This is a genomic window from Pseudarthrobacter sp. NamE5, assembly GCF_005796225.1.
In the GTDB taxonomy this organism is placed as follows: domain Bacteria; phylum Actinomycetota; class Actinomycetes; order Actinomycetales; family Micrococcaceae; genus Arthrobacter.
Map to the genome: position 1 here is coordinate 1 of NZ_VAHO01000029.1, position 4,813 is coordinate 4,813.

Below are 4,813 nucleotides of genomic sequence, written 5' to 3' on the forward strand. Positions count from 1 at the left end.
TGGCCTGTTTTTTTGGGGTTTGGCCGCCCGTGGTTACCAGCTCTTCGCTGTCTCCCCCGCGGCGACTTAGAAAACAATACACCCCCACACGCCCCCCAGCAAATCATCCTGCAAGGGGTCAGCAACCCGCGGAATGACGCGGCAGGAAGGCCCACCGGAGCGCCCGAGCGGCCCTTCGCCGTCGTAATTAACTTCTGTGCGCTGCAGCACATTGCGCGAGCAGCAGCAGCGGCCGCTGCACCGCCGCCGAAAGCGGACGTTAAGCCCTGCTGCCGGTCCAGTTTGTCCGCCGTGAACAGCACCGCAGGTACTTCTCAGCTTCCCACGATGCCGGGACCGTTAGGTAGTGTCTGATCATGGACGCCGACACCCTGGTCAACTTCCTGCTGGTTCTCTTCTTTGTGCTGCTGGGCGGGGTGTTTGCCGGCACTGAAATGGCGCTGGTGTCCCTCCGCGAGAGCCAGGTGCGCCGAATGGAGAAGTCGGGAAAGCGCGGTGCCCGGATTGCTGCCCTGGCCGGAAACCCCAACCGTTTCCTCTCCACCGTCCAGATCGGCGTCACGCTCTCCGGTTTCTTCTCGGCCGCCTATGGCGCCTCCACCATTGCGCCCGACGTCGAACCCCTGCTGGAAGGTTTGGGTTTCGGTGCAGCCGCCGAGCCCGTTTCCTTTATCGGCATGACGCTGCTGGTGGCCTACCTCTCCCTGGTGCTCGGCGAACTGGTGCCCAAACGGTTGGCAATGCAGAGCGCCGTCGGCTTCACCGCAATCCTGGCCCCTCCACTGCACGTCCTCTCCGAAATCATGCGTCCTGCTGTCTGGCTCCTGTCAGTTTCCACGGACGCGGTGGTCCGGCTCTTCGGCGGCGACCCCAACGCCAAGCAGGAGAGCATCACGTCGGAGGAACTGTGGGACATGGTGGCGCAGAGCGAGACGCTGGAGGAACATAGCCGCACTATCCTGACGGACGTGTTCGGCGCCGGGAACCGCTCCCTGCAGGAGGTCATGCGCCCGCGCACGGACGTCACCTTCCTCAGCGGCGCCCTCACCGTTGCCGCGGCGCGGAACATGGTCCGGGACGGCCCGCATTCACGCTTCCCGGTGATCGGCACCAGCCCGGACGACGTTCTGGGCTTCATCCACATCCGCGACCTCATGCCCAGGGACGGGGACTACGACGACCTGCCGGTGCGGGACATCGTCCGCGAAATCCTGCCGCTGCCCGGGACAAACAAAGTAGTGCCCTCGCTGAGCCGCATGCGCAGGCTGGGCCAGCACATCGCCCTGGTGGTGGATGAGTACGGCGGCACGGACGGCATCGTCACGCTCGAGGACCTGGTGGAGGAACTCATCGGCGAGATTTACGACGAGTACGACACCGGCGCAGAACCAGAAGATCGCGTCACCATGGCCAACGGAACCATCGACGTCGACGGCGGGCTGATCCTGCAGGAGTTCGCCTCGGCGTCTGGCATCGCGCTCCCCGAGGGGCACTACGAGACCGTGGCCGGGTTCATCATCGACAGGCTGGGCCGACTGCCGCGCGTGGGCGACCAGGTGGAGGTGGACGGGCACGTGCTGACTGTGACGGCGATGGACCGGCTGCGCATTTCCCGGATCCGGGTTACTCCCCTGGAAGTGGCGCCGGGCTCTGACTGACGCCTTAAACGGCGGGCAACCTCATGCCACCAGCTTGTGTTCCTCGCTGGCATGCTGGGCCGCTACCCGCGGAAGGGCGAGAGCGTTCCGGGACCCTGGGCGCCATTGTCCCGGCCCTGGTAGCGCTGATCGCGCTGCCATTTTGAAGGGGGTAGCCGGGCTGGCTCTAAGGGGTAGCCCGGCTCATTGACAGCCTGTCCGCCGCGGAAGTGCAATTAAAGTGGCTCCAGCAGAAGCCGAAGCCAACCCACCGAAGCGGCCTCCGCTTCCGTGAGGCCGCCCACAATTGGAGGTCCACAAATGGGACAGGCACGCGAAGTCATGGATCGCCTTACCTCGGCCATGAACGCAAAAGACAGGGAAATGCTCGCCGGCTGCTATGCCGCCAACGCCGTGGCCTACACCCCCGACCAGGGCGAACTCCGCGGCCGCGACGCAATTACCGGCTACCTCTTCCACTTCTGGGAAGCCATCCCTGATGTCCGGTACGAGCTCGTGGAAAAGCATGATGCCGGGGACGTGGCCATCGACGAAGGAGTTGTCGGCGGAATGAACACCGGGCCGCTTACTTTGCCGTCCGGCGAAACCCTCCCGGCCACGGGCAAACAGATCCGGATACGGAGCTGCGACATCGCCAGGGTCGAAGGCGGCGAGATCACCTCCCACCACTTCTACTTCGACCAAATGGAGTTTATGACGCAGCTTGGACTGATGCGGGAACTCATGTCGCACTGACGGCAGCGCCCTTGCGACCGCGACCCAACAAGTAATGGACAAGAGCCCCGTCGGATAGTCGACGAGGCTCTTGGCCTGAACCGGGGTCCTCTCGGACCTGTCTACGCGCCCTGCCAACGCATGCGGCCGTCCGTACCAGGTGCACAAATCATCGGCTTGCCGCCGCCGCAGGTACCTGCGCCGCCGCGGGTGCAGCCCCGGGATCCAGTGAAGCGCCGGTGTCCCTCACCGCAGGAACTGAGGCTGGAACGGACGACGGCGGCGGCGCGCCTTGAGCGTTTGCGGAGCGTTGGAGGGCACAGCCGTTGCCGTGCTGCCTGATGAGGTTGGCTTGAGTTCCGGCTTCAGGACACCCGGCGGCAAAAGGCAAAAGAAATCGCAAGGGCTACGGCTCCCGTCTAAGCCTGTACGGGCTAAACACGCTGGGAGATATTGAGGATGTTGCCCTCGCTGTCCACAAACCAGGCGGCTTTTGCCCAGCCGATGGTCGCCACGCCATTCTCCGTTTTCAAGCCCGGGAAATCGTAGTCTTCAAAGGTGACGCCGCGTCCCCGCAGATCCTCCATGTCCCGCTCGAGGTTATCCGTTTGCCAGCCCATCTGGGTGTTCTTTGCCGAACCGGCATTGTCCGTCTGGTAAAGCAGGAAACTCGTTCCGTTACCACAACGGTAGATGACATTTTCCCCATCAATTGATTCGGCCGGCTCCAGCCCCAGCTTGTTCCGATAGAAATCCTTAGCCCTGTCGATGTCCTTTGCGGGAAGGACAGCCATGAGCGGTGAGTCTTTGAGCATGATGATTTCCTTTTTCGGTGTTTTGCATTGATGGCGATGCTCTCCCCCGGGGCGGCACGGAGCGTCACTGTCCGCGCCGCGTGGCCGTCAGTTCCGCCTGCCCTGGGCGGCCAACTGGAACCCCGCAAAGCCCCGCCAGCCATCATTGGCACCGGGTTCCCGAAGCTTACGTGGACATTATGAAACTGTTTTGGTCGTGCCGAAATAGGGTTTTTCTAGTCGCTCGCGGCGTTCAGGCCTTTGGCGTAGGCGGCCTGGCCCACGTGCTGCAGGCAGTCGGCAATGGTGCTGACGAGCCGCACGCCCAGGGTGACTGGCGGGTCTCAGCGCCTGTCAACGATCCTGTCCAGGTCCTGGTCACCAAGGGTTTCTACGAACCGTACGGTCTGCCGGTGTACGGCGTCGTAGTATTCCATCAACAGCTCCGGCTCGGCCCGGACCGCGTCCACTTCGGCGCTCGAGTGGCCGTAGCCCGTGTCGCCCTTTGGCAGCTTCAGGCTGAACCGCTCATCAAAACCCTGCGACGTCCACACCTGGTCCAGCCTGGCGGCGGCTGCCACCTGCGCGTCCTCCACGCGGCCCAGGTGCCAAATGAGCCAAGCGATGGAATTCCCAGTGCCACCGGGCCGCTTGGCCAGAGCGCCGCCGTCGAGCCCTTCCAGCGTTTCCTCCACTGTTTCCCTAATGCGGCCAAAGGCGTCCAGCAGCAATTCGTTTGTTTTCACTCGTGCCCTCTCCTCAGCTGTGAACCGCTACTTTTGAATTTCCGCCCTGCTCAGGCGGACCATCTCTTCCAGGACGGCCGGCCTCCAGTAGCCCACTCCATCAAGGGCCCCGGTGCCACACGCCGTGCCACCCCAATCACCCGTAGAAGGCAGCTGCGGCCAGGCTCAGGAAGGACGTCCAAGGCATCATCGACGGAACCCATAACGTCCCTAGGCCTTCGCGGCGCGGATGGCCCTGCGGACAGCGGCCCCAAAGGCGGAGATGACCGGGACCAGGCAGGCCAGCACCACCATGGTGTTCGGCCGGAATGCCACCTGCCCGCCACTGTTCCGGTAGATGCCCAAAGGCAGCACCATCCCGCCTCCCCCGCCGCCGGAGGCCCCGTCCTGCCCTGCCTCGCCACCGCCGCCGAATCCGAAGGACACCAGCGCGACGGGAATGATTTCTTCCCCTCCAAAACTGGACCGGCGGACCGTACGCCCTGGCGACACCAACGTTCTTGAGTGCCTCAACAAGGGACCCAAATAAAACAGCCATGGCTCCACGATAGGAACCACGGGCAACAGGCAACACCCCCTCCGATGGAGGAGTTCAAGAATGGGCTTCGCCACAACCCGCGCCGGTGGCGGCGGAATATCACGGCCGGGAAAACCAACCGGCAGTAGGAGGCCAGCCCTTAGGACCGGGCGTGGAGGATCCGGGCCACGCCCTCTTCTCCGGGTGACGAGCATGCGTAGATGAAATCTGCATGCCTGAGCCGGGGTTGAGTTGGTCTGGCCAGTGGGGTGGTTCCCAGTCCTGGTGTTCGCTTTTGTACCTTCGGCCGGTGGGTGAGATCCAGCCGGGTGGTTCGTTTTTGGTGGCTGGGGTTGGTTTCCAGCCGCTGGTGTGTCTGAGCCG

General features: G+C 63.6%; 5 protein-coding genes and 1 pseudogene. 2 read left to right on the forward strand and 4 right to left on the reverse strand.

Going from position 1 to position 4,813, the window contains the following annotated elements:
• Nucleotides 1-356: 356 nt before the first annotated feature.
• Together FDW84_RS18900 and FDW84_RS18905 are read left to right on the forward strand one after the other, a co-directional pair.
• Complete coding sequence (locus FDW84_RS18900; protein WP_138611021.1) at nucleotides 357-1,658, forward strand: hemolysin family protein; 1,302 nt, start codon at nucleotides 357-359, stop codon at nucleotides 1,656-1,658.
• Nucleotides 1,659-1,958: 300 nt separating this feature from the next.
• A complete protein-coding gene (locus FDW84_RS18905; protein WP_138611022.1) occupies nucleotides 1,959-2,393 on the forward strand; it encodes an ester cyclase in 435 nt (144 codons plus the stop codon).
• 413 nt (nucleotides 2,394-2,806) lie between these two features.
• Here FDW84_RS18905 and FDW84_RS18910 read toward each other — a convergent pair whose 3' ends face one another.
• The 4 genes and pseudogenes from FDW84_RS18910 to FDW84_RS20090 all read right to left on the reverse strand — a co-directional run.
• Entirely contained in the window at nucleotides 2,807-3,187 is a 381-nt protein-coding gene (locus FDW84_RS18910) for a VOC family protein (protein ID WP_138611023.1), read from the reverse strand.
• 215 nt (nucleotides 3,188-3,402) lie between these two features.
• A pseudogene (locus tag FDW84_RS18915) lies at nucleotides 3,403-3,912 on the reverse strand (DinB family protein).
• Between the two features lie 210 nt (nucleotides 3,913-4,122).
• On the reverse strand, nucleotides 4,123-4,404 hold the full coding sequence (locus FDW84_RS18920; RefSeq protein ID WP_371419190.1) for a hypothetical protein: 282 nt from the start codon (nucleotides 4,402-4,404) through the stop codon (nucleotides 4,123-4,125).
• Between the two features lie 185 nt (nucleotides 4,405-4,589).
• On the reverse strand, nucleotides 4,590-4,813 hold a 224-nt coding region (locus FDW84_RS20090), incomplete at its 5' end, for a hypothetical protein (RefSeq protein WP_205754767.1).